Origin of the sequence: Paraburkholderia sp. UYCP14C (assembly GCF_004197395.1) — a bacterium.
Classification (GTDB): domain Bacteria; phylum Pseudomonadota; class Gammaproteobacteria; order Burkholderiales; family Burkholderiaceae; genus Paraburkholderia.
On the sequence record NZ_SELS01000010.1, the window covers coordinates 98,670 to 122,958 of the forward strand.

Annotated in this window: 21 protein-coding genes and 1 tRNA gene; 13 read left to right on the forward strand and 9 right to left on the reverse strand. The window is 64.4% G+C overall.

Annotation, left to right across the window (positions count from 1 at the left end; translation table 11 throughout):
- Positions 1 to 122: 122 nt before the first annotated feature.
- The 4 genes from EVC45_RS11975 to EVC45_RS11990 all read left to right on the forward strand — a co-directional run bounded on the left by EVC45_RS11975 (position 123) and on the right by EVC45_RS11990 (position 3,490).
- On the forward strand, positions 123 to 815 hold the full coding sequence (locus tag EVC45_RS11975; RefSeq protein WP_248295097.1) for a hypothetical protein: 693 nt from the start codon (positions 123 to 125) through the stop codon (positions 813 to 815).
- Between the two features lie 204 nt (positions 816 to 1,019).
- Complete coding sequence (locus EVC45_RS11980; protein WP_129958196.1) at positions 1,020 to 1,769, forward strand: TraB/GumN family protein; 750 nt, start codon at positions 1,020 to 1,022, stop codon at positions 1,767 to 1,769.
- A 139-nt stretch (positions 1,770 to 1,908) separates the two neighbouring features.
- The gene (locus tag EVC45_RS11985; protein WP_129958197.1) at positions 1,909 to 2,889 is read left to right on the forward strand and encodes a diguanylate cyclase; all 981 of its coding nucleotides are present in this window, start codon (positions 1,909 to 1,911) and stop codon (positions 2,887 to 2,889) included.
- A 94-nt stretch (positions 2,890 to 2,983) separates the two neighbouring features.
- The gene (locus EVC45_RS11990) at positions 2,984 to 3,490 is read left to right on the forward strand and encodes a GNAT family N-acetyltransferase (RefSeq protein ID WP_129958198.1); all 507 of its coding nucleotides are present in this window, start codon (positions 2,984 to 2,986) and stop codon (positions 3,488 to 3,490) included.
- Between the two features lie 5 nt (positions 3,491 to 3,495).
- On the opposite strand, the gene EVC45_RS11995 is transcribed toward EVC45_RS11990, so the two are convergent.
- From EVC45_RS11995 to EVC45_RS12005, 3 genes are read right to left on the reverse strand one after another with little or no spacing between them, the layout of a single operon-like run.
- Positions 3,496 to 4,380 carry a cytochrome c oxidase assembly protein gene (locus EVC45_RS11995; protein ID WP_129958199.1) on the reverse strand — a complete coding sequence of 295 codons (885 nt, stop codon included), beginning with the start codon at positions 4,378 to 4,380 and terminating at the stop codon, positions 3,496 to 3,498.
- A 39-nt stretch (positions 4,381 to 4,419) separates the two neighbouring features.
- Positions 4,420 to 4,881 carry a copper chaperone PCu(A)C gene (locus EVC45_RS12000; RefSeq protein ID WP_129958200.1) on the reverse strand — a complete coding sequence of 154 codons (462 nt, stop codon included), beginning with the start codon at positions 4,879 to 4,881 and terminating at the stop codon, positions 4,420 to 4,422.
- A gap of 28 nt (positions 4,882 to 4,909) precedes the next feature.
- Positions 4,910 to 5,524, reverse strand: coding sequence for an SCO family protein (locus EVC45_RS12005; protein WP_211193414.1), 615 nt, complete (start codon positions 5,522 to 5,524; stop codon positions 4,910 to 4,912).
- Between the two features lie 487 nt (positions 5,525 to 6,011).
- Between EVC45_RS12005 and otsB the strand changes: the two genes are divergently transcribed.
- On the forward strand, positions 6,012 to 6,761 hold the full coding sequence (gene otsB, locus EVC45_RS12010; RefSeq protein ID WP_129958201.1) for a trehalose-phosphatase: 750 nt from the start codon (positions 6,012 to 6,014) through the stop codon (positions 6,759 to 6,761).
- A gap of 52 nt (positions 6,762 to 6,813) precedes the next feature.
- Positions 6,814 to 8,292: an alpha,alpha-trehalose-phosphate synthase (UDP-forming) gene (otsA, locus tag EVC45_RS12015; protein ID WP_129958202.1), complete on the forward strand. Its 1,479-nt coding sequence runs from the start codon at positions 6,814 to 6,816 to the stop codon at positions 8,290 to 8,292.
- Positions 8,293 to 8,376: 84 nt separating this feature from the next.
- Here otsA and EVC45_RS12020 read toward each other — a convergent pair whose 3' ends face one another.
- Positions 8,377 to 10,212, reverse strand: a complete 1,836-nt coding sequence (locus tag EVC45_RS12020; RefSeq protein WP_129958203.1) for an ABC transporter ATP-binding protein — start codon at positions 10,210 to 10,212, stop codon at positions 8,377 to 8,379.
- 696 nt (positions 10,213 to 10,908) lie between these two features.
- Between EVC45_RS12020 and EVC45_RS12025 the strand changes: the two genes are divergently transcribed.
- From EVC45_RS12025 to EVC45_RS12035, 3 genes are all read left to right on the forward strand, one after another.
- The gene (locus EVC45_RS12025; protein ID WP_129958204.1) at positions 10,909 to 11,973 is read left to right on the forward strand and encodes a glycosyltransferase family 4 protein; all 1,065 of its coding nucleotides are present in this window, start codon (positions 10,909 to 10,911) and stop codon (positions 11,971 to 11,973) included.
- 259 nt (positions 11,974 to 12,232) lie between these two features.
- On the forward strand, positions 12,233 to 13,087 hold the full coding sequence (locus EVC45_RS12030; protein WP_129958205.1) for a hypothetical protein: 855 nt from the start codon (positions 12,233 to 12,235) through the stop codon (positions 13,085 to 13,087).
- 150 nt (positions 13,088 to 13,237) lie between these two features.
- Positions 13,238 to 13,702: a DUF2214 family protein gene (locus tag EVC45_RS12035; protein ID WP_129958206.1), complete on the forward strand. Its 465-nt coding sequence runs from the start codon at positions 13,238 to 13,240 to the stop codon at positions 13,700 to 13,702.
- Positions 13,703 to 13,786: 84 nt separating this feature from the next.
- Here the strand turns inward: EVC45_RS12035 and EVC45_RS12040 are convergent, their stop codons facing one another.
- The 5 genes from EVC45_RS12040 to EVC45_RS12060 all read right to left on the reverse strand — a co-directional run bounded on the left by EVC45_RS12040 (position 13,787) and on the right by EVC45_RS12060 (position 18,443).
- Positions 13,787 to 15,661 (reverse strand): ABC transporter ATP-binding protein, encoded by a 1,875-nt coding sequence (locus tag EVC45_RS12040; protein WP_129958207.1) that lies wholly within the window; start codon positions 15,659 to 15,661, stop codon positions 13,787 to 13,789.
- Between the two features lie 517 nt (positions 15,662 to 16,178).
- Positions 16,179 to 16,253, reverse strand: a tRNA-Val gene (locus EVC45_RS12045).
- Between the two features lie 48 nt (positions 16,254 to 16,301).
- Positions 16,302 to 17,036, reverse strand: a complete 735-nt coding sequence (gene dnaQ / locus EVC45_RS12050) for a DNA polymerase III subunit epsilon (RefSeq protein WP_129958208.1) — start codon at positions 17,034 to 17,036, stop codon at positions 16,302 to 16,304.
- An 82-nt stretch (positions 17,037 to 17,118) separates the two neighbouring features.
- Positions 17,119 to 17,565: a ribonuclease HI gene (gene rnhA / locus EVC45_RS12055; RefSeq protein WP_129958209.1), complete on the reverse strand. Its 447-nt coding sequence runs from the start codon at positions 17,563 to 17,565 to the stop codon at positions 17,119 to 17,121.
- Positions 17,562 to 18,443, reverse strand: a complete 882-nt coding sequence (locus tag EVC45_RS12060) for a class I SAM-dependent methyltransferase (RefSeq protein WP_129958210.1) — start codon at positions 18,441 to 18,443, stop codon at positions 17,562 to 17,564. Before EVC45_RS12060 ends, rnhA begins: the two co-directional genes overlap by 4 nt.
- 18 nt (positions 18,444 to 18,461) lie before the next feature.
- Here EVC45_RS12060 and gloB point away from each other — a divergent pair, with 18 nt between their 5' ends.
- From gloB to carA, 4 genes are all read left to right on the forward strand, one after another.
- On the forward strand, positions 18,462 to 19,253 hold the full coding sequence (gloB, locus tag EVC45_RS12065; protein WP_129958211.1) for a hydroxyacylglutathione hydrolase: 792 nt from the start codon (positions 18,462 to 18,464) through the stop codon (positions 19,251 to 19,253).
- A 159-nt stretch (positions 19,254 to 19,412) separates the two neighbouring features.
- Positions 19,413 to 21,092, forward strand: a complete 1,680-nt coding sequence (locus EVC45_RS12070) for a transglycosylase SLT domain-containing protein (RefSeq protein WP_129958212.1) — start codon at positions 19,413 to 19,415, stop codon at positions 21,090 to 21,092.
- 263 nt (positions 21,093 to 21,355) lie between these two features.
- Positions 21,356 to 22,597: a nitrate/nitrite transporter gene (locus tag EVC45_RS12075; protein WP_129958213.1), complete on the forward strand. Its 1,242-nt coding sequence runs from the start codon at positions 21,356 to 21,358 to the stop codon at positions 22,595 to 22,597.
- Between the two features lie 457 nt (positions 22,598 to 23,054).
- Positions 23,055 to 24,209 carry a glutamine-hydrolyzing carbamoyl-phosphate synthase small subunit gene (gene carA / locus EVC45_RS12080; protein ID WP_129958214.1) on the forward strand — a complete coding sequence of 385 codons (1,155 nt, stop codon included), beginning with the start codon at positions 23,055 to 23,057 and terminating at the stop codon, positions 24,207 to 24,209.
- Positions 24,210 to 24,289: the final 80 nt, after the last annotated feature.

Genomic DNA, 24,289 nt, shown 5'->3' on the forward strand with positions numbered 1-24,289 from the left:
GCTCTTTAAAGTCTGCCATCAGGTATTCGCCCGCATGGCTCGGACAACTTATTCGTTGCACATAGAACCTATATTCGGCCCATGAAAAAATCAGAACCGCCGCCATTCTGCTGAGCCTCGCTTTGCCGTTGTCGGCGATCGCGCAATCGGCGCCGGCTCCCGACGTCAAACCCGGGGACACGTGGACGTACACGTCGACGAGCGAAAGAGGACCGTCCGGCTGGAACCAGACACACGAGCAGGTGACGGTGCTGCGCACGACATCGACGCACATCTATTTCGAATCGAAGATCGTGGGCTCGACGCAGACGCCACGCGAGGTGATCGCCGGAGCGGACTGGAGCCGCGAGCGCAGCGTGAACGGCACGGATATGGTCGTGAACCGGCCGTTCGTGTTTCCATTGTCGCCGGGCAAGAGCTGGAACGTCGAATATGCCGAGCAGCACCCTAACCGGGTCTTCGCATTGCAGAAGTGGAATTCGCAGTATCGGGTGGTCGGAACGGAAACCGTCGAAGTGCCCGCCGGAAAATTCCAGGCGATCAAGATCGAAGCCGAAGGCGACTGGGTCGCGCAACTCGAGCCGCGTCAGACGGGCACGCGAGCCACCCAGGTCGAGCAGGGCGATACCGCGATGATCACGCATGCGCAGAAAATCGGTCCTGTTCAGGCGACCGGGCGCACATATAAAGCGTTCTGGTATGTGCCGGAAGTGGGTCGTTGGCTGAAATCGGTGGAAGTGTATTACGGCAGCAATGGCGTGAGAAACGAGCGCTATACGACCGAACTCGAGTCGTCTAAAAAAGCTGGCCAATAATCGGCGGTCAGGCGTTTGATGCGTTGATGCATTCATTGGCGCATCGCCAATTATTGCATTTGATTTTGGCTCACGCCCGGCCAGCGCATTCGATTAACGGCGCGTGCGGCACGCGTAGGGGAACGGCAACGCACACCGGCGCGCCCTATCGAAATCGGGCGATAGAATTGCGGCATCGTCATCGCCCGTTTTCATTGAAGCCGCATGTATTTCCAACTTACCGGCACCCAGGTGCGCCTGCTCGGCTCGATGCATCTGTTTCCCGCGACGAGCCGTCGAACGCCGCCGTGGGTCGCCGAAGCCTATGACTGGGCCGACGCGCTCGTATTCGAGTCCGACCCAGCGACAATCCTGCCGTTTCTCAAAGCCGACGCGCACTCAGACGCCGCGCAATTGCGACCCTTGATGCGCGACGAAGCCTGGACGCAACTGCAGGCGCTGTGGCCGACCGATGGTCTGCTCGCGCCGCTTGAAACACTGCGTCCGTGGGCCGCGCTGATCGTCGCGCCGACGCTGCTGCAGCAGGTCGTCGAGGGTGTCGAGCCGCGCATGCTGCGCTCGGCGCTTGCGCAGTCGAAGCCGTATCGCTATCTCGAGTCCGCGCAGGACGTCGCAGTCGCGCTCGAATCGATTCCGCTCGAAGCCGTTGCCGCCGCGCTCGATATGCTGATGGCCGATCGCGGCGAACCGCAGCGCACGCTCGAACGGATGCACGCGGCGTGGCTGGAGGGCGATCTGCGCGCGATAGAGCAAATCGCGCTCGAATCGCCGATGTTCAATTTGCCCGGCATCCGTCAGGCCATCCTCGACGTGCGCAATCGCGCGTGGGCCGTGCGGCTGAACGAATTGCTGGACGCGCGCGAGCGTACGCTGGTGGTCGTCGGCGCGCTGCATCTGTGCGGTCCCGACAATCTGCCCGACTGTCTCGCGCGACCCATGCAAGCGGTGTTCTGAACGCTCGCGCAGCTTTCGCGACCGAACGCAGCCGGTCGGCCACCCGCACGACTGGCTGTTGCCGCGATTCCGCGCTCCCGAATGCCGCTATACACTAACCGTTATCATTCGATCATCCGACGCCCGCCGAGCTCACTCCATGCTTGTTCCACCGACGCCCAGCAATGAAAGCGCCCGTCTCGACGGATTGCACGCACTGCATATTCTCGACACCGCGCCGGAAGAGCGCTTCGATCGCCTGACCCGCCTCGCGCGGCGACTTTTCGGTGTGCCGATAGCCGTAGTGAGTCTCGTCGATGCGAACCGGCAGTGGTTCAAATCGTGCATGGGCCTCGAGGCGAGCGAGACCTCGCGCGACGTGTCGTTCTGCGCGCACGCGATTCTCGGCGACGATATTCTCACGGTGCCCGACGCGCTCGCCGACCCGCGCTTCAGCGACAATCCGTTCGTCATCGACGAGCCGAAGATCCGTTTCTACGCAGGCTGTCCGCTGACGGTTTCGAACGGCAGCAAGGTCGGCACGCTGTGTCTGATCGACACGAAGCCGCGCATGCTCGATGACGAGGATCGCGCGTTGCTGCGCGATCTCGCGCGCATGGCCGAACAGGAGCTCGTCGCGATCCAGCTTGCTACGCTCGACGACCTCACGCATCTGTCGAACCGGCGCGGTTTCGAAGTGCTCGCGCAACACGCGCTGAACGTCTGTAGGCGGATGGATAAGCCGGCGTCGCTGCTGTTCTTCGATCTGAACGACTTCAAGCAGATCAACGATACGCTCGGGCACGCCGAAGGCGACCGCGCGCTGCAAGCGTTCGCCGAGGTGCTGCGCACCGCGCTGCGCGAAAGCGACGTGATCGGGCGGCTCGGCGGCGACGAGTTCGTCGCGCTGCTGAGCGGCGCGACGAACTCGGAGACGCATGAAGTGACGCAGCGTCTCGGCCACCTGCTCGAGCAGCGCAATGCCGAGCGGCTGCGTGGCTACCAGATCCACTTCAGCGTGGGCCAGGTGACGTACGAGCCGACGAGTCACGGCACGGTCGCCGAACTGCTCGCCGCGGCCGATGCGGCGATGTATAGCCACAAGCAGGCTTCGAAGGCGCGCTCGGCGCAACGGTGCTGACGGGCTCCGATTTCGGTCGGTAGCCCGAGGCGGGCACGCGCGGCATAATTGCGGATCGCTCCGCGCTGTCGCGCATTGACCCTGAAAGCTCCCGATGACTGATCTGCAGCACACCGCCGCCGCGCGGCTCGCCCAACTCGAATGGCGCTGGAAGCCGTTCGGGGACATGACGGGCGTCGAAGTCTATGAGATGCTGGCCGCCCGCAGTGGGGTGTTCGTCATCGAACAGAATTGTTTGTATGGCGATATCGACGGGCTCGACGTCGATGCCTGGCATCTGCTCGCGTATGGCAACGGCGACGATGGGGCGCCGCCAGCCCTGGCCGGCTATCTGCGCGTGTTGTTGCCCGATGCGGCGGATGCCGACGTGCGCATCGGCCGGGTATTGACGACCGCGTCGTTTCGCGGCATCGGTCTCGGCAACGCGATGCTCGAGCGCTCGCTCGCGCATATCCGCACGCAGTGGCCCGATACACCGATCCGTCTGCACGCGCAGGCGCATCTGCAAGGCTTTTACGGCGCGTTCGGCTTCGAGCCGGTTTCTGAGATTCACGAGGAAGACGGCATTCCGCACGTCTGGATGCGCTCGCTCCGAGCTTGAACGGGTCAGCGGGGCCCGTTGGCGGTCGTCGATGCCGCATGCGTGAGTCCGCGCGCCGCTTCCACACGCCGCTCGGCGCGCAGGCGTCCGCGCGCCGATAGCCGCATCCAGTGACGCAGCGCGATCAGCGCGCCGATCACGCTCATCATCGAACCCGGAATCCATAGCAGGAGCCCGCCGAGCTGCTGATCGCGCATCGGGCTCAGCCACGTGAATGCGCGGCCGCAGATCGAATAGATCGGATACAGCTCGCGCGGCGTAAAGAAGATGAATGCGCCGAGGATGATCTGCGGCGGAATCGCCGCGATCACCACGAGCACGCGCTTGCCCGGCGACAAACGCGCGGGCGGCGCCGGACGCGGATCGAGCACGAGCCACCAGAACAGCAAGCCGTCGATCGCCATGCTCCAGTTCATCACGCGATACAGCCGCCAGTCGAGCATCGCGACGAAATGGATCGGCGACAGCAGCCAGAAATAGATCAGCCCGACGAATAGCGTGACCGCGACCACCGGGTGCATGACCACATCGAGCACCCTGCGCACGAGCGGTGTTTGCAGCGCCGGCCGCACGAAGCGCCGTCGCCAGCGCAACGGAATGCCCGCGCGTAACGCCGCGCCCGGATACGACAGCGCAATGAAGAATGGCCCGAGATGATGCAGCACCAGATGCTGCAAGCGATGCATGAAGAACTCATGCTCGAAGAAATAATCGAGCCGCGTATGCAGCACGACATATAGCGCGACCAGCCCGAACCAGAACGACAGTCGCCGCGCGAACGACAACCGCGCCTTGCGCGCGCCGCGCACGAACAGGATCGCCGGGATCAGCAACGCGATCACGACGGTCGGCGAAAACTCCCAGGGATCGAGCCAGTAGAGCAGGTTCATGGCGATGGCGTGTGCGGTGGCTGCGGCCCGTGATGCCGCTTACTTCGCCTGGGCCGGCGACTTGACCGGGAACGGCGCGCTCAGCGTTTCGCCATCGGAGAACTTCAGCGTCAGATGCACGGTGTCGCCCGGCGCGACCTTGTGCTTCGCGTCCTCGAGCATCACGTGATAGCCGCCCGGCGCGATCGCGACCTGGCCATGCGCGGGCACCGTCAGCTTGTCGACCATCACCATCTTCTGCGTCGAACCATTCGATACCGTTTGATGCAGCATCGCGTCGCCGTAGTCGTCGCTCGAAATGTCGACGAGGTCGATCGGTTTGTCGCTCGCGTTGACGAGCGTCGCGTAGCCGGCCGCGGGCAGGTTGTTCGGCAACCAGCGCACCCACGCGTCCTTGACGCTGATCGCGTGCGCGTCAGCCGCCTGCGCGGTCGAGGCGATACCGAACGACAGCGCGAAGGCGCCGGCCAGTGAAGCGAACGTTTTGAGCTTGATCGTCATGATGGGATCGATTGGGATCGAATAAGAATCAGGATTGGTCGTCGATGATGCGGCGCAGGTCCTGCGCGATCGCATCGGGGGTGTCGTGATCGGTGGCGAGCAGGCGAGCGTGGCCCTCGCCGTCGAACACATAGACGGCGGAGCTGTGCGTGACCTCGTAGTTGCCGTTCGGGTCGCGCTTTTCCATCTGATAAGCGACACGATAGCGCTTCGCCAACGACTCGATCTGCCAGTCGGTGCCGGTCAGCCCTTCGGCGTGCTGTGCGTCGAACGCGCCGACATAGTCGTGCAACGCCCGCGGCGTGTCGCGGGCTGGATCGACGGTGATGAACAGGATGCGCACTTTCTGCGCATCGGGGCCGAGCTTGCCGAGCACCTGCATCAGGCGGCCCATCGTTTCGGGACAGACGTCCGGGCAATGCGTGTAGCCGAAGTAGACCAGCGACGCGCGGCCCTTGAACGAAGCGGCGTTGACGGGGCGGCCGGTGTCGTCGGTCAACGTGAAGTCCAGATCCGGCAGGTGGCCGGTCACGTCGGTCAATTGCCACGGCTCGGCGCGTTGCGTGCAACCGGCCAGCGTGGTGAGCGCGACCAGCGTACCCAGCGCCGCTGCCGCCGCAAACCGGCGTGCCACCCCGTGCATCGACCGTTGCACGTGTCGCTCGGGTCGTGAGCGGGACAGGTTCGGCTTGGGGTGCAGTGGCGGGAGGATCGGGAACAAAGCAGGGTTCAATGACTCGATTGAAGAGCAGGCGGCACGAATCGATGGAGCAGGGGGGCCGCACCTCCGCCCGATCATGCCGCGCAAGATTCGCGCGCGATACGCGATTGAGCGACAGCATGCAACGCTGTCCATCGTGCCGACCCTCCGCGTGGCAGCGACTGTAGCGCAAAATTGGCGCCAGCGTCGCGCGGCGCGCCGGGCGCACGATTTGCGAGTCAATTTGACGCAGCTGGCTGAAAGCTCGGTGAAGCCCGATCGTTGCGCTTTTGAACGCAATCGACGCAAGCGGGCGGACAGACCGCCCATCGGGCTTGAGTCCAGGCTTACTTTCTCGAAAAATTGACGGATGCGCGGTAAGATGCGCACACTTTTCCGGCCATAGAAGGCTGAAAGGCGAACCCAGGCGATGCAAGCACTTCCGGCTGTTCTGTCTCCGAGCGAGACGGCATTTTTCTTCGATTTCGACGGCACGCTCGTCGAACTCGCCCCTACGCCGGACGGCGTGCTGGTGCAGCCGCGCGTGATCGACCTGCTGCGCGAACTGCGCAGCCTGACGAATGGCGCGGTCGCGGTGGTGTCGGGGCGCGGCATCGACAGCATCGACAGCTTTCTCGGCATGCCCGATCTGCCGGTCGCCGGTTTGCACGGCGCGGAGCGGCGCGATGCCAACGGCGACACGCAGCGCATCGGCTTTCACGACGAGCGCCTGTTGCGCATGGAGCAGGTGCTCGCGCAGGTCGTCAACGAACATCCGGGCATGCTGCTCGAGATCAAGGGCGCGGCGCTCGCGCTGCACTACCGCAATGCACCGGACCGCGAGCCGGTCGCGCGCGAGGCGACCGAGCGGCTCGTCGCCGATTACCCGGCGTCCTACGTGCTGCAGCCCGGCAAGATGGTCTACGAGATCAAGCCGAAGGACGTCGACAAGGGCCGCGCGACGCGCGCGTTCCTCGACGAGCTGCCGTTCACCGGCCGCACGCCGATATTCGCCGGCGACGATCTGACCGACGAGAAGGGCTTCGCGGTCGTCAACGAGCGTGGTGGCCTGTCGATCAAGGTCGGTGCGGGCGAAACGATGGCGCGCACCCGTGTCGAATCGGTGTCGTTGCTGCTCGACTGGCTCGAGACGATTGTCGCGGCGGCACGCGGCGCATGACGCCGGCGCCCAGTTCAACGAAAACAACATACTGCATCGGGAATCGCGCTTCATGAGCCGACTGATCATTGTTTCGAATCGGGTGGCGCCTATTTCGGAGGGCGGCCCGGCTGCGGGCGGTCTGGCGGTCGGCGTGTACGACGCGCTGAAGGAGACCGGCGGCATGTGGTTCGGCTGGAGCGGCGACGTGCTCACCTCCGGCCACCCGCAGATCAAGGTCGAGGAGCGCGGTCCGGTGACCTTCGCGACCGTCGCTTTGATGCGCCGCGATTACGACCAGTACTACCGCGGTTTCTCGAACGCGACGCTGTGGCCCGCGTTCCACTATCGAACCGACCTGCTGCATTACGACCGGCACGACTTCGAAGGCTACTGCCGCGTCAACGCGTGGCTCGCGCAGCAACTGGTGCCGCTGTTGCGCGAAGACGATGTGATCTGGGTGCACGACTATCACCTGATCCCGTTCGCGCAGGCGCTGCGCTCGGCGGGCGTGAAGAACCGCATCGGGTTTTTTCTGCACATTCCGTTTCCGGCCTCGCAGGTGCTGCTGACGGTGCCGCCGCATCGCGAGCTCGTCGAGGCGCTGTGTTCGTTCGACCTGCTCGGCTTCCAGACCGGCCCCGATCTGCGCGCGTTCTGCGATTACGTGACCAACGAAGGCGGCGGCTCGATCGACGCGTCGGCGCAAGGGCCGCTCACCGTGCATGCGTTCGGCCGCACGCTGCGCGCGTCGGCGTATCCGATCGGCGTCTATCCGGACGAGATCGCCGAGCTCGCGAAAGCGGGCGAGCGCGGCAAGCCGGTGCGCACGATGAAGGCGACGCTGCATTCGCGCAAGCTGATCATGAGCGTCGACCGGCTCGACTATTCGAAGGGGCTGGTCGAGCGATTCCGCGCGTTCGAGCGCCTGCTCGAACATTCGGCCGCACAACGCAACAAGGTGTCGTTCCTGCAGATCGCACCGCCGACGCGCGCCGACCTGCACGCGTATCAGGACATCCGGCTGCAGCTCGAAGGCGAATCGGGACGGATCAACGGACGTTTCGCCGAGCTGGACTGGACGCCGATCCTGTACATCCATAAGCAGTACGAGCGCTCGGTGCTGGCGGCGCTGTTCCGCACCGCGCACGTCGGCTATGTGACGCCGTTGCGCGACGGCATGAACCTCGTCGCGAAGGAATATGTGTCGGCGCAGGATCCGGAGAATCCGGGCGTGCTCGTGCTGTCGCGCTTCGCGGGCGCGGCGCAGGAGCTCGATGGCGCGCTGATCGTCAACCCGGTCGATATCGACGGCATGGCCGAAGCGCTTGCGTGGGCGCTCGGTATGCCGCTCGCCGAGCGGCAGGCGCGCTATCGCGACATGATGGCGCAGCTGCGCGAGAACAACGTGTCGGTGTGGCGCGACAACTTCATGCGCGATCTGCAGAGCGTCGATGGCGCGAAGCGCGCCAGAAGCGGGAAGGCGCGCGCGGCCGCGGGTGCGGCGGGCACCGCGAGGAAGAGGGCGGCGCGCGAGAGCGTGACCGGCTAAGCCAGCCGCGAGCCAGACAGCAAAAAGCCGCTCCGGGGAGCGGCTTTTTTTCGTGCGATCGACAGCGCGTGGACGCGGCGTGACTCAGGCCACGTGCTGTTCGTCGACCTTCTTGCCGCCGACATGCAGCGTCTGGCCCTTGCCGTATTGCTTCGCCAGCAGGTCGCGATAGAGGCCCGGACGCTGGCGCAGTTCTTCCGGCGAACCGTCGTCGATGACCTTGCCGGCGCTCATCACGATGATCCGGTCGAAGTTGTTCAGGGTCGACAGACGGTGCGCGATCGCGATCACGGTACGGCCGACCATTAGCCGGTCGAGCGCCTTCTGGATCGCTTCTTCGGACGCGCTGTCTAGCGCGGAGGTGGCTTCGTCGAGCAGCAGGATCGGCGCGTTTTTCAGAATCGCGCGTGCGATCGCGATGCGTTGGCGCTGGCCGCCCGACAGCTTCACACCGCGGTCCCCGACGATCGTGTCGTAGCCTTCCGGCATCGCTTCGATGAAGTCCGCGCAACGTGCCTCGCGCGCGGCGGCGAGCACTTCCTCGCGGCTCGCTTCGGGGCGGCCGTACGCGATGTTTTCGTACACCGTGCGATGGAACAGCGAAATGTCCTGGGGCACCAGCGCGATCGCGTGGCGCAGGCTGTCCTGGGTAATCGACGCGATGTCCTGGCCGTCGATCTTGATCGCACCACCCTGGGTTTCGTAGAAGCGCTGCAACAGCGCGAGCACCGTCGATTTGCCGGCGCCCGACTTGCCGATCAGGCCGACGCGCTGACCCGGTTCGATATTGAGGTCGAAGTGATCGAGAATCGGCCGGCGGCGCGGATAGGCGAATGTGACGCCTTCGAACGCGACGCGGCCGCCCTGCGGCACGAGTTCGGTCGCGTCGTCGCGATCGGGCATGCCGTGCGGTTCGAGCAGCGTGCGCACGGCTTCCGCGAGTCGCGCGACGTGCTGGGTGACGTCGACGAGTGCGACCGCCAGGTCGCGCGTGCCGTGCAGGATCGTGAAGCCGAGCGAGCTCACGAGCACGATGTCGCCCGAGGTCGCGCGGCCCTGGTCCCACAGCCACAGCGCCCAGCCGAGCAGTCCGGCCGACAGCAGCGCGGTGATCACCGCATGCAGCAGACGCAGCTTTTCCAGATACAGCAGGCTTTGCTGGCGCGCGTCCATCTCCGACTTGACCGTCGACGCGAAGCGCCCCTGCTCGCGAAACGTCATGCCGAACGCGCGCACGAGGCCCATGTTGCTGATCACGTCGACGAGCTCGCCGTCGACCGATGCCGCCTTGGTCGCGAAATTATGGTGGCGCGCGGAGCCGCGGCCCGCCAGCTTGTACAGCACGACCGACAGGATCGCCGAGCACAGCATCAGGCCGGCGGCCATCAGCGGGTTCACCGAGATGATCATCACGATCGCGCCGAGCACCGCGATGCACGGCGGCAGCACGTTCCACGCGGTGGTGTTTTCGGCGGTGTAGACGGCGTTCGAGGTCGCGGTGATCCGGCTTGCCAGCATGCCGGGCTGCTTTTCGGCGTAGTAGGTCGGCGAATGGCCGCTCAGGTACTGGAACAGGTCGCGCCGCAAATCGCCCGTCACGGCGACGAACGTGTGCGCGGCGAACCAGCCGCCGACCCGCCACAACAAGTTGTCGGCGGCGATCAGGCCGACGAGGATCGCGAATGCGCCCCACAGCGGCCCCGGATGATGGCGGCCGCCGCCGAGCACGTCGATCAGATGTTTGATCGCGTATTGCGAAGCGAGTGCACAGCCCACGGCCGCAATCACGCTGCACAACACGATCGCATGCGCGACCGGATGGCGGCGGATAAAGCGGAAGAGAAACGCAAGCGGCCGGTGCGCATAGCTCGCGAGCTTTGCGTTCTGGGCGTTACGCTGGGCGATGGTCAAGTGTTCCAATTGAGCTGAGATCGATGTGTTTCGGGTTGTGCTTGCAAGGCGCGGACCACACGGACAAGCATGTCTCTGCGCGAAGCCGATGCTTCGCATTGTAAACATGCAATGACGATTGCGCCCTGTGTATCCGGGCTTTGACGCGATTGATTTCGCGATGGACCTCCGCGATCTGCGTCGTCTCGACGCACCAGCCGGCGGGCGATTCAGGCAGATTGCGGATATTTTCGAGATATAATTACAAATTGCATTCAACCGCGCCGCGGCAATTTTGTAGTTCCTACCGGCGAGGTCGATGCACGAGAGCTCACGAACACGGTACCGCCGTGCCTCGCGAAACCTCGTGGACACTGTAGAACTGTCTTAGAAAACAAGGGTTTGCAAAGTGTTTCGCGTTTGTAACAACATAAAGACTTTGAAATGCCGTGGTGCGGCAACAATTCGGGCACCGATAATGCGTGCTCGTTAGCCCGGCAAAATTTCTGACAGTTTGTCAACGTAGGTGCACGGTGCGCGTTTACTCGCACATGCGCAGACACTGATCCACTTGTCTGGGCTCGTTACCCAAGCGATCCATCGCAGGATTTCTCGAAAGAATCAGGCCCGCGCCGGCATCTCCGGCCAGACTGCCCTGGCGAGCAAGCGAGTCGCTTTTTCCAAATGCAGTACTTTTGCCTGATTTTTTACTAGGAGTTCGTCAATATGCGAATCGCTCAAATCGCTCCGCTGCACGAGGCGGTTCCTCCCAAGCTGTACGGTGGTACGGAACGCGTGGTGTCCAATCTGACCGAGGCGCTGGTCGAGCTGGGCCACGACGTCACGCTGTTTGCAAGCGGTGATTCGCAAACCTCGGCGAAGCTCGAAGCTTTCTGGCCGCAGGCGCTGCGCCTCGACCCGACGATTCGCGACGTGATGGCGCCGCACATGCTGCTGCTCGAAGAAGTGCGCCGTCGCGCGGACGAATTCGATGTGCTGCACTTCCACATCGACTACTACCCGTTCTCGCTGTTCGCGCGTCAGCCGGTGCCGTTCCTGACCACGATGCACGGCCGTCTCGATCTGCCGGAACTGCAGCCCATCTTCAATACGTTCAACGACGTGCCGGTCGTGTCGATTTCCGACAACCAGCGCATCCCGCTGCAACAGGCGAACTGGCTGCAAACCGTCTATCACGGTCTGCCGGAAAACGTGCTCACGCCGATCCCCGACGTCGAACCGGGCTACCTCGCATTCCTCGGCCGCGTCTCGCCGGAGAAGGGTCTCGACCGCGCGATCCGCATCGCCGGCCAGGCAGGCATGAAGCTCAAGGTCGCCGCCAAGATCGACAAGGCCGACCGTGCTTACTACGAAGAAGTGATCAAGCCGCTGATGGCGCTCCCGCACGTCGAGTACATCGGCGAAATCGGCGAAGCCGAAAAGCGTGAGTTCCTCGGCAACGCGCATGCGCTGGTGTTCCCGATCGACTGGCCGGAGCCGTTCGGCCTCGTGATGATCGAAGCAATGGCGTGCGGTACGCCGGTGATTGCGTTCAACCGCGGTTCGGTGCCGGAAGTGATCGAAAACGGCGTGTCGGGTTTCGTCGTCGAAGACGAAATCAGCGCGGTCGCGGCCATCAAGCGTCTGCACACGCTGCCGCGCGCTGGCGTGCGCAAGGCGTTCGAGGCACGTTTCTCGTCGAAGGTGATGGCGCAGAACTACGTCGCCACGTACGAAGAGCTGCTGCGCCGCAAGCATCGCACGGTGCTGCGCGAAGTCAACGCAGGCTGATCGACGGTTGATGCGCCTCAGCTGATTCGCAGTAGACAAACGCTGGCGGCAGGAGCGCGTCGTACGCTTCCTTCGCTGCCCTTGACGCCCCGCTGGCCCGTTGCCGGCGGGGCGTTGTTGCATGCGCGCCGCAGTTTTCGTCGGCGCGCAACGGAAAATGCGGGATTCCGCGCGGCGCGAACGAGCCAGTCTCGGTAATATCCCTATAATGGCCGTGCCGCAAAATGGGCTGCGGCGCCGCCGACGACAGGAGGATGCCTTGCCGAGAACGAAAGAGACGCGTGCGAACGCGGCGCCCGGCGCCGGAACGATTTTTACGTTACGCGCCATCGGTCTCGTGCTCGCCGCCCGCTGGTTTTTTTCGATGTCCCAGATGAACCTGTCCACCGCGTTGACCGCGATGGCGTCGTCACCTTGGGCATGCATCAACCTCGTCTTCCTGTTCCTGCTGATCTTCCTGCCGGGCGCGCGCGCCGTCGCCGAGCGTCCGTTTCATCCGCTGCCGCAATGGCTGCGTCAGGCGCTGCGCCTGTTCGCGTTCCTCGGGTTTCTGTTTGCGCTGTGGTCGGTCGGCGCGTTCGTCGCGAGCGCCGGCTGGCGTCGCGCGGTGCAGGCGGTCGCGGCCACCAACGGCTGGCTCGTCGCGGCGCCGGTGCTGTATGCGATCGTCCTGTGGATTTGCCGGCCGCTGCCGCTGTGGCGCACCAATGTGGCGGCGCGGCGCTTTGCGATCGGCCGCTATGCGGTGTCGCTCGATCCGGTGACGCGCACCGTGGTTGTCTGGGCCGAGCGGCGCAAGGTCGGGCAATACGATGCACGCGAATTGTCGGTGCGCTGGGATAACGGACCGGACGTGCGGCCGACGCCGGCGCCCACCCCCGCGGTCGCGTTCGGTGCGGCGGGCGAGGCCGGCGCGTCAGCGGCGCCGATGGCGTCGGTCGCGGCGCCATCGCTTGCGCGCAGCGTGTTCGGCGTTCGTCCGAAGGTCGAGTTGTTGTGGGATTCGCCCGCCGCCGCAGGGCATAACCGGCAGACCGTTTTCCGTGCCCCGCTGACGACCGAAGGCGATCGCGTCGCCGCCCGCGCGCTCGACACGACGCTGCGCCAGGTCTGACGCTGCACGTTTTGTGCTGTCGCTCACATCGCGTGGCCGATGCACGCATCCCGGAGCGTTGCTTCGTCGATAATGCAATCAAGGCGCCCGGCCTGCAGGCGGGCGAGTGGGACACTCATCGATCGTATCGCGTCTTTCGCAGGAGTCGCCATGCTGGTTCGCTGGTTGCTTGCCGCCCTTCATCTGCTCGCCTATGGCTTTGCGCTCGCGTCGATTCTCAGGCGCACGTGGTCGCTGCGTCGCGCGTCGGTGCCCGCCGCATTGCGTTCGGTGTTCCGCGCCGATTCACGCTGGGGCATCGCCGGACTGGTGCTGATCGTGACCGGCCTGATGCGTGTGTTCGGCAGCTATGAGAAGGGCGCCGACTACTACCTGCACGAGCCGCTCTTTCACGTGAAGATGGCTTTGCTGGTGCTGATCCTGATCCTCGAAGTGCCGACGATGCTCGGCCTGATGCGCTGGCGCGCGTCGATCCGCAGCGGCGCGGCGCCGAATCTGAAAAAGGCGCGTTCCTACGCGCATTTCAATGTGATCCAGACCGTGCTGCTGGTTCTGATGGTGTTTGCCGCGACCGGCATGGCGCGCGGCATCGGGCTGCCCGCCGGCGTGGTCTAGCCCGGCGGACCTTTTATTGCGGCGGGTAGGTGGCCTCAGGTGTGGCGCCGCTGGCTACGTCGGCCAGTGCGCCCCCGTCTCGTGCTAGCCGACCAGCAAGCCGGAATCGTCGACCCGGTCGGCTTTGACCCTTGCCGTTTCGCGCGCGAGTTCCGGCTCGCCGAGACCCTTGATCAACTCCAGCGCCTGACGCTCGAACAAGCGACGGTACAGGCCGTTGTCGCGTTTGATCAGCGCGTCGTGGCTGCCTTCCTCGATCACCTTGCCCTTGTCGAGCACCAGCAGCCGGTCGAGCGCACGCACCGTCGATAGCCGATGCGCGACCACCAGTGTCGTGCGCCCCTGCATCAACCGCTCCATCGCGCGCTGGATCAGCACTTCGCTTTCGCTGTCGAGGCTCGACGTGGCTTCGTCGAGAATCAGGATCGGCGCGTCGGCGAGGAACGCCCGCGCGATCGCGACACGTTGGCGCTCGCCGCCCGATAGCTTGATGCCGCGTTCGCCGACCAGCGTGTCGTAGCCATTCGGCAGCGCGGCGATGAAGTCGTGCGCGCTCGCGAGCCGCGCGGCCCGCTCGATGTCGGCGCGGCTCGCGCCGGGTCGTCCATACGCGATGTTCTCGGCAAGCGAGCGGTGAAACAGCACCGGCTCCTGCTGCACGATCGCGATCTGGCTGCGCAGCGACGTCTGCTGGACCTGCGCGATGTCCTGACCGTCGATCGTGATCCGGCCGCCCGAAATGTCGTGAAGGCGCTGGATCAGCTTGATGAAGGTCGTCTTGCCCGAGCCGGAATGGCCGACCAGCCCGACGCGCTCGCCCGGCGCGATGCGTATCGAGAAGTCGTCGTAGAGCGGCCGGCTATGCGCGCCATAGTGAAACGACACGTGCTCGAAGCGGATCTCGCCGTTGCGGATCGCGATCGGGCCGGCGCCGGGACGATCCTCGATCCCAAGCGGCTGGCTCTCGAGCGACACCAGTTCCTCCATGTCGTTGACCGAGCGCTGCAGGTTGCGGATGTGCATGCCGATGTCGCGCAGATAGCCTTGCAGCATGAAGAACATCGTCAGCGCGAACGTGATGTCGCCGACGCTCGCTTCGCCGCGCGCCCACAGCAGCAGCGCCACGCCGAGAATCGCGGCCTGGATCGCGGCCAGCATGCCGCCCTGGAGTCCGCCGTTGAGCGTGCCGCGCACCCACGTGCGGCGCGTGCGCTGCCGCCATTTGCCGATCACGTGCGCGAGGCGCGCTTCCTCGCGCGCTTCCGCGCCGAAAGCCTTGACGACGCCGTTGCAGCTGACGGCATCGGCGAGCGCACCGCCCATGCGCGTATCCCACGCGTTCGCGAGACGCGCGGACGGTGCGACGAAGCCGAGCGACACCGTCACGGTCACGCCGATGTACAGCAGCGAGCCGATGCCGACGACGACGCCCATCATCGGCCAGCGCCAGCCGAGCAGCATGGTCGCGCCGACCAGCATCACGAGCGACGGCAGCAGTGCGATAAGCAGCGTGTCGTTCAGCAGGTCGAGCGCCCACATGCCGCGCGTGATCTTGCGCACGGTCGAGCCGGCGAAGCTGTTCGCGTGCCAGTCGGTCGAAAAGCGCTGCACGCGATGAAACGCGCGCACGGCGATCTCGCTCATCATCTTCAGCGTGAAACGGATGATGTTGAAGTACACCCCCTGGCGCAGCAGCGTCGCGGTGAGCCCGAGCGCGGCGAGCACGCCGAAGGCCTGGAGCGCGTGATGCCAGACGGGCGCCAACGTCGCCGGACCGGACGCGATCGCGTCGACGAGACGTCCGGCGAAGACCGGGGTCAGGATGTCCGCGCCCGCCGTGAACAGCGCGAGCGCCGCGATCACGACGATGCGCCACGGCTGTTGCGCCCAGTGACGGAAGGTGAAGCCGAGGACATCCTTGAAGGCTTGTCCGCGAAAGTCGAGTTTTCTGTTGGCCATTTGCTTTCGACCCGGCGACGCACGAGCGCGCCGAGGTTCCAGTCAGAAGCGAAAAAGAGTAGACAGCCAGCGAATGCCGGAACGCGCGCGGGACTGCGCGAAAAATGCGACGGCAAACAACGGCAACGGAACAACGGACTGTCTGGGATGAACGCGGCGCGCCTGTCGAGGCGGCTTTGTACCAGCTACGACGCTGCGGCTTTCAAGGTCGCATCGGTCGTGGCGGACGGGCCGACGGCCGTGGAACCATGCGAGGGAACGCGCGCTGCACAGCGAACATGTGGCGCCTCCCTGAGATGGTTCAAGATGGAGAAACCGGACGGAGCCGGACCGGGCGAATACCCGTCTGCCGAATATAGCAACAGGGCGGGGCGCTCGCCAACCTACGGAACGACGTGGTTCTACAGCCAGCGGTAGCCCGCATGGGCACGCGCGATGTAGCGCCGGACAATAGAAAAAGGGCTTACGCATTGCTGCGTAAGCCCTTTTGTCTTCGGTGATCGACACACCAAGAATCTGGTGGGTAGTACTGGGATCGAACCAGTGACCCCTGCCGTGTGAAGGCAGTGCTCTACCGCTGAGCTAACCACCCGAAGAGATTGAGATTATGTCAGGGAATTTAGGGTTCGTCTAGTCTTTTTTAAGCAGTTTGCTCATCCATTGCTGGCGCGGGTTCAACGCGCCATACGCTCGCGCCTTTGATCTCTTTGTCGAGGCTGTCGAGCACGGCTTCGTGTGCGGCGCTTTCCTCGTCGCTCGCGGCGATCACGACCAGCTCCAGCGAGTCGAGCGCCACCCGCGGCGCATGCGTATCGCCGCCGGCCTGCGTTTCGCCGAGCATGTCGATGACGAGGCTTTCCTGGCCGCGCGTCATCGACAGATAGACTTCGGCGAGCAGTTCCGAGTCGAGCAGCGCGCCGTGCAGCGTACGGTGCGCGTTGCTGATGCCGAAGCGGTCGCACAGCGCATCGAGCGAATTGCGTTTGCCGGGGAACATCTGCTTGGCTTGCGCGAGCGTGTCGATGATCTCGCCGCAGTGCGTGCTCACCGGCGGCAGACCGAGCAGCGCGAACTCGGCGTCGAGAAAGCCGATGTCGAACGGTGCGTTGTGGATGATCAGGTCCGCGTCCTGGATGAAGTCGCGGAACTGGTCGACGATCTCGCCGAACTTCGGCTTGTCGCTCAAGAACTCCGTGGTCAGCCCGTGCACCGCGAGCGCGCCCGGATCGCTGTCGCGCTCGGGGTTGATATAGAAGTGCAGGTTGTTGCCGGTCAGCCGGCGGTTCACCAGCTCGACGCAACCGAGTTCGAGAATCCGGTCGCCGCCGCGCGGGTTCAGGCCGGTAGTTTCGGTGTCGAGGATCAGTTGACGCATGTCGGATTAGCCTGCTTCGAAAAAAATTGCAGAAAGAAAGCGAAGAGGGCGGCGTGCGTCGTTGCCGATGCACGCAGGCCCTTTACATTTCGGCGAGCGACGCCACGCCGCGGTTGGCCAACTGGTCGGCGCGTTCGTTTTCCGGGTGGCCGTTGTGGCCGCGCACCCAGCGCCATTCGATTTCGTGTTGCGCGACGAGCGCGTCGAGCCGCTTCCACAGATCGGCGTTCTTGACCGGCTGCTTCGCCGCGGTGACCCAGCCTTTTTTCTTCCAGCCGTGAATCCACTCGCTGATGCCTTTCTGCACGTATTGCGAATCGGTATGGACGACCGCCTTGCACGGGCGCTTCAACGCCTCGAGCGCGGAAATCACGCCCATCAGCTCCATGCGATTGTTGGTCGTGTTGGCCTCGCCGCCGAACAGTTCTTTTTCCTGGCTGCCGAAGCGCAGCAACGCGCCCCAGCCGCCAGGGCCGGGGTTGCCCTTGCAGGCGCCGTCGGTATAGATGTCGATGTGATCCGGAGTCATTCGGTATGGTTACGTGTGTTCGGGGTGGCGGCGGGCGTGAGGCCTGCCGCAAGCACGGGCTTTTTCACTTTGAGCGGCCCGACGAGACGCATGCCGCGCACGCGCTTGATCGCCTTGATCATGTAGGTGGCGCCGAAAATCGGCCACCAGCGGTCGCCGGCGGCTTCCATGAAGCCATAGCGCGCGAGCCATTGATCGCTCGCGAGCGGTGGACGATAGCAGCCGAAGCGCCCGCGTTCAAGGTCGAAGCCGAGCAGCTTGATCCAGTCCTTCAGACGCGTGAACGCGATCAGGTCGACGGCCGAGGGCACGAACGGGCGTCCCGTCATCTTGCCGATCGACTGCCGCACGCCCCACAGCGACAACGAGTTGAAGCCGAGGATGATCAATTGGCCTTCGGGCACCAGCACGCGTTCGGCTTCGCGCAGCAGCCGATGCGGATCGCTGGTGAATTCGAGCGTGTGCGGCATCACGAGCAGGTCGACGCTTTGCGCTTCGATCGGTAGATCGAGCAAATCGCACCAGACCGCGCTGCGTCCGGCCGGCGCGTGCAGGCCGGGGGCGGCTGGCGCGGCGTTGGCCGGAATCTCGCCGCCGACGTTGCCCGCGCCGCAAATGTCGCTCACGCTGCCACGACGTGCAGACCGCGGATACGTGTACGGCGCGCTCGCGCCGCTCGCTGCGTCGAGCACGAGGCCGCGGCACGGCATGCGGTTCTCGCGCAGCGCGTCGAGTTGTGGCAGGCCGAGTTGCAGCGCATGATAGCCGAACACGTCCGACACCACGCGATCGAGCTGGGTTTGCTCCCAGTCGAGCACGTAGCGGCCTGGCGGCGAATCGGTCCAGGCGGGCCAGTCTATAATCGCTCGGTCAGTCATATTAAGAATGCGTCGCCTATGAATGCGCTCGAGTACGTACCGGTCCCGGCGTTTGAAGACAATTACATCTGGGTCATCGCCGACGGACATCACGCGGTCGTCGTCGATCCGGGCGAAGCCGCCCCCGTGCGCGCCTGTCTGGCCCAACGAGGCTGGCGGCTGAGCGCTATTTTACTCACGCACCATCATCAAGACCACGTCGGCGGGGTGGCCGATCTGCTGAACGGCCAGGACGTCCCGGTCTACGGCCCCGCCGGCGAAGCTATCGCGCACCTCACACATCGTCTCAAAAGCGGCGATCACGTGACGATCACGGCACCCGCGCTCGAATTCAGCGTGCTCGAGGTGCCCGGGCACACGAGCGGACACATCGCTTATTTCCAGGCGGCGGATTCACGCGGCACACCGCACGTGTTTTGCGGCGACACGCTGTTCGCGTGCGGTTGCGGACGCCTCTTCGAAGGCACGCCGCAGCAGATGCTGAACTCGCTCGATGCGCTCGCCGCGCTGCCCGGCGCAACCGAAGTGCATTGCGCGCACGAATATACGCTGTCGAACATTCGCTTCGCGCTCGCTTGCGAGCCGCACAACGCCGCGTTGCAGGCATGGCGTGACAAGGCGAACGAACTGCGAGCCCGCCACCAGCCGACGCTGCCGACGACGATCGCGCACGAGCGCGCCGTCAATCCGTTTCTGCGCGCAGGGGAGCCGGCGATTCAGTCGAACCTCGAAGCACAATTGCACGAAACGGTGTCTGATAGGCTGAAAGCCTTCACATTGATGCGCGAATGGAAGAACCGCTTTCGTTGATCCGGAGCGCATTCGGCGGTTCTTCACGCGATGAATCGGAAAAATTCGCCAAGCCCCAGATTTGGTTGATTTTTTTCGCAATATTCCAATTGACGGAAACGTTGACGTTTCGTACTATCGGCTGCAAATTCCAGCCCTTTTGTGGAAACCGAGACGTTCATGCGATTCATCTTAAGTGCGTTATTAGTCCTGACACTCGCCGCGTGCGCGAGTCAGGGACCGATGACGAATAACGCCACCAGCCAGCAAGCCGTAGCCGACGCCCTTCGCAAGAACGCCACCGCTAAAGAAACCATCAACGTCGACCAGGGTTCCGTCAATCAGTTGACGAGCCAGGACGCCGATCTGTGGGGCCGCATTCGCCGCGGCTTCCAGATGCCGGACCTGCAGAGCGACCTCGTCGACATGCAGCTCAACTGGTATCTGCAGCGTCCCGACTATGTGCAGCGCATGACCGAGCGCTCGCAGAAATACCTGTATCACATCGTCGAGGAACTCGAGGCGCGCCATATGCCGACCGAGCTCGCGCTGCTGCCGTTCATCGAGTCCGCATATAGCCCGCAGGCTTTGTCGGTCGCCAAGGCTGCGGGTATGTGGCAGTTCATGCCGGGTACGGGCAGAACCTATAACCTGAAGCAGAACATGTGGCAGGACGAGCGCCGCGACGTGCTCGCGTCGACCAGTGCCGCGCTCGACTACCTGTCGAACCTGCACGACATGTTCGGCGACTGGCAACTCGCGCTCGCCGCGTACAACTGGGGCGAGGGCAACGTACAGCGCGCGATCGCGCGGAACGAGGCGGCGGGTCTGCCGACCGACTACATGAGCCTGCGCATGCCGAACGAAACGCGCAACTACGTGCCGAAGCTGCAGGCGGTCAAGAACCTCGTGATGAACCCGCAGATGTATGGGCTCACGCTGCCGGCCATTCCGAACCACCCGTACTTCGTTACAGTGACGACCTCGCACGACATCGACGTCGATGTCGCCGCGCGGCTCGCCAACATGTCGACGGACGAGTTCCGCTCGCTCAACCCGTCGTTCAGGAAGCCGGTGATTCTCGGCACAACGCAGCCGCAGATTCTGTTGCCCTTCGACAACGCGTCCGCGTTCGAGCGCAATCTGAAAACGTACTCCGGCTCGCTGTCGTCCTGGACCACCTACACGGTCGACGAACGCGCGACGCCCGCCGCGATTGCACAGAAGATCGGCGTCGACCCCGACACGCTGATGGAAGTGAACAAGATTCCGGTCGGCATGCGGCTGAAGCCGGGCTCGACGATCGTCGTGCCGCGCGGTTCGGACGACGACGAGGACATCAGCGCCGACGTCGCCGAAAGCGCGGTGCTCGCGATGGAGCCCGACGTGCCCGACACGCGCAAGATGCTGATCCGCGTGCGCCGCAATCAGTCGATGGCCGCCATCGCGCTGCGCTACGGCGTGTCGGTCGGTCAGTTGAAGGCTTGGAACAAGACGCATCGCGATCAGGTTTCGCGTGGCCAGGTGATCGTGCTGCACGTGCCGGTCGGCAAACCGGTTCCTAGCGAGCCGGGTCCGGAAAAGATCGCCGCCGACGTGCAAGGTGGCAGTGTGCAGAAGATCGGCGTCCATGTCGCAGACACACACGGCGATTCGCGCTACGATAAAAAGAAGGGGCGCGGCCACTCTGCGATCGTCAAGGTGTCCGAGCCGGGTGGCAAGAGCGACAAGCCGGCGGCGCCCGTTGCCAGCAAGGGGAAGGTCGAGAAGGTGTCGGCCTCGGTGCCCGGCAAGGCGTCGAAGGCCACGGCAGAGAGCCGCCCGAAGACCGTGGCCAACGCGAAGAAGAAGGGTAAATAGACCAATAGCGGCTCCCACGGTAGTGACCACATGCGTTGCGGGGGCAGCGCATGGATTGCGCTCCGATCACGCACCGTGTTCATCCAACGCCGTCGCCTCAGGGTGACGGCGTTTTTCATTGCGCCGACGATTCCTGCGCGTTTGCGGTATTTACTTTATTGTTCGTGCTGCGGTCGCGTTGGCCGTGGGGTGCCGTTGTGTCCCGAACCGTCCGACCCTCAGGCCTGGTTCTTGAGGCCATTTCCAGGCTTACTTCCTGATTTATGTCGTCGACCCAACTGCGCGTCTTTCTGCTTTTTTCCGCCGGCTACTTCGTCTCTTACGTGTTTCGCGGCGTCAATCTCGGTTTCGCGCCGTTCATCACGCGCGATCTTGGGTTGTCCGCCGCCGATCTGGGTGTGCTGACGAGTCTGTATTTCCTCGGTTTCGCGGGCGCGCAGATCCCCGCCGGCGTACTGCTCGACCACTTCGGCGCGCGTCGCGTGACGGCCGCCACGCTGCTCTTTGCCGCGCTCGGCATCTGGGTATTCGGCGCCGCGCACAGCCTCGGCATGATGATGGTCGGGCGACTGCTGATCGGGGTCGGCGTGTCGGTGTGCCTCGGCGCCGCGTTCAAGGCGCTCGCGCAGCATTTTCCGGTCGCGCGTCTGCCGTTGATGAACGGGCTGGTCATGGCGATCGGCGGCTTTGGCGGCGTGATGGTCGGCTCGCCGCTCACGTGGGTGCTGGGCTTTTCCAGTTGGCGCACGGTCTGCGTCGGGCTCGGTGTGCTGACGGTAGTGGTCGCGCTCGCGCAATGGACGCTCGCGCCCGACGCGCGCGACACGCATCGCCAGGCGAGTCTGGTCGCGCAGTTCAAGGGCACGTGGGACATCCTGCGCAGCGCGGCGTTCTGGAAAATCGCGTCGTTCTCGGTCGTGACGCAAGGCGTCTTTTATGCGATGCAGTCGTTGTGGGTCGGTGCGTGGCTACGCGATGTACAAGGCTTCGAGCCGCACCAGGCGGCGGCGCTCGTGTCGATTCTCGGCTTCGCGATGATGGCCGGCTGCGTCGGTTTCGGCGCGGCGGCGCGCAGCCTCGAGCGGCGCGGCATCTCGCTGTACGCGTTCTGCGGCATCGGCATGGCGCTGTACGTGCTGACGCAGATGCTGATCATGTTCAACGCGCCGTTGCCGGCGAGCCTGTTGTGGGCCGCCTATGGAATCTTCGGCGGCACTGGCATTCTGAGCTACGCGGTGATGGCGCGGCATTTCCCGCCGCAGATGATCGGCCGGGTCAACACCACGCTGACGCTGATTATTTTTCTGCTGATCTTCGGTTTTCAGATCGGCGTTGGCGCGGTGCTGTCGCACTGGCCGGCGAGCGGCGGGCATTACCCGGCGCTCGCGCATCTGACCGCTTGGGAAATCCTCGTCGCGCTGCAGGTGCTGAGCGCGATCTGGTACGTATTGCCGGGGCGCCAACTTGCCCGGTCGGCCGAGATGGGTGCGGAACAGGAGGCGTGAGCGGCCGCGCGACGGGTTTTGCATCGGAGGGAGGGGGCACCACGGGTGTTTCGCCCCCGTCAACAGCGTGTGCTCTTACCGCATAGGTTGGCCCGGCAAGTCCCTCGCGACGCCGCTTGGCAACGCTTTGACCCTCCGCCACGCACGTCGCCTCAAGTCTGCGCCCTATCTCAGATTTGGAGGGAAGGGCCGTTTCAGGCTATAATTTCAAGGTTTGAGCTTATCAACCCGCACCCTAGCGCCTACCTCCCCCATACCGTTCATCCGCCGCGCGCCATTGGCGTAGCAAGAAGGGCCCCGCACCCAGCCGAGTCGTCCACACAATGGACCCATCGCGCCCCTTGCAGCGTCACCGGCAGCTCGCGAGCGAGTCTGCGCGCGCATCCACGATGTGTTTCGCTGCGGCTTGCAATCGGATAGACAGGTGGCAACAGGGTGTTCCCCCAAGGAGTCTCCCGTGTTGCCGTCATTTTCTCCCGCTCTACTCGCGCTCGCCGACGGCACGGTCTTTCGTGGTTATTCGATCGGCGCCCCCGGGCATACCATCGGTGAAGTCGTGTTCAACACGGCCATCACCGGCTATCAGGAAATCCTGACTGACCCGAGCTACGCCCGCCAGATCGTGACCCTCACGTATCCGCATATCGGCAACGTCGGCGTGAACGCCGAAGACGTCGAAGCGACGAAAGTCCATGCCGCCGGCCTGATCATCCGCGATCTGCCGGTTCTCGCGTCGAACTTCCGCATGGAGCGCACGCTCTCGCAATACCTGCAGGACGAAGGCGTGGTCGCCATCGCCGGCATCGACACCCGCAAGCTGACCCGCGTGCTGCGCGACAAGGGCGCGCAAAACGGCGCGATCCTCGCCGGTTCCGACGACGAAGCCAAGGCGATCGAACTCGCGCGCTCGTTCCCGGGCCTCGCCGGCATGGACCTCGCGAAGGTCGTGTCGACGAAGGACACCTACGAATGGACCAAAACCGAATGGCAACTGGGCAGCGGCTACGGCGAGCAGAAGGCGCCGAAGTACCGCGTCGTCGCATTCGACTACGGTGTCAAGCAGAACATCCTGCGCATGCTGGCCGAGCGCGGTTGCCACGTCACCGTGCTGCCGGCGCAGGCGAGCGCGGCTGACGCGCTCGCGCTCAACCCGGACGGCGTGTTCCTGTCGAACGGCCCCGGCGATCCGGAACCGTGCGACTACGCGATCGCGGCGACGAAGGAGTTCATCGAGCGCGGCATTCCGACCTTCGGCATTTGCCTTGGCCACCAGATCATGGGCCTCGCGGTCGGCGCGAAGACGATGAAGATGAAGACCGGCCACCACGGCGCGAATCATCCGGTGAAGGATCTCGAAGACGGCCGCGTGGTGATTACGTCGCAGAACCACGGCTTCGCGGTCGATGCCGATACGCTGCCCGCCAACGCGCGCGTGACCCACGTGTCGCTGTTCGACGGCACGCTGCAGGGCTTTGCGCTGACCGACAAGCCGGCATTCTGCTTCCAGGGCCACCCGGAAGCGTCGCCCGGTCCGAACGATGTCGCGTACCTGTTCGACCGCTTCACCGCGTTGATGGACGCGCACAAGAACGGCAAGAGCGCAGCGGCTTGAAGCAGTAAAGGCCGGCCGCACAAGCCAGCCGCCGACGGAAACGAAAGCGGCTCGCGGCGGCCGCAGCGGCCCGGTCCACC